The sequence below is a fragment of the Vibrio sp. 10N.222.46.A1 genome (assembly GCF_041473595.1).
GTDB lineage: Bacteria > Pseudomonadota > Gammaproteobacteria > Enterobacterales > Vibrionaceae > Vibrio > Vibrio tasmaniensis_A.
The window spans coordinates 1-422 of sequence record NZ_JBFRSN010001637.1; the positions used below are offsets into that span (position 1 = coordinate 1).

Annotated in this window: 1 protein-coding gene; it reads right to left on the reverse strand. The window is 38.6% G+C overall.

The features are described 5' to 3' along the window. Positions 1–400, reverse strand: a 400-nt coding sequence (locus AB4496_RS28580; protein ID WP_372133459.1) for a transcriptional regulator, incomplete at its 3' end; no start/stop codon positions are given. Positions 401–422 lie beyond the last annotated feature (22 nt).

Sequence of the window (422 nt, forward strand, 5' to 3'; positions counted from 1 at the left end):
CTAATAAAAGTATTACTCCAACTTGCCAAGAACACCTAAGTTTAAGAGCTCGTATCTTATCAGGGCGCCCAGTATAGGATTGGTCTTGGTTGGTTAAAGCTAGAGCTATTTTATTCTCAGCGACAAAGTAGCCGGCTTTAGGTACGGTTCGAATGATACATTGCGCTTCCGCTGTATCATTTAAAGCTAGACGTAATGAAGCAATACTGTGTGTGATACTGGCATCTGAAACACATTTTCCTAGCCAAATTTTTTTGTGAATTTCTGACTTAGTTACGACTCGATGTTTATTCGAAAGTAAGAGCAATAACAACTGGCTTTCTGTATGGGTTAGTCTCTTTTCTTCGCCTGATATTTTATTTCGAAGTTGAAAGCACTCCTGAGGTCTAAAGTCCCACATAGATATCTGTTTTACCTATACT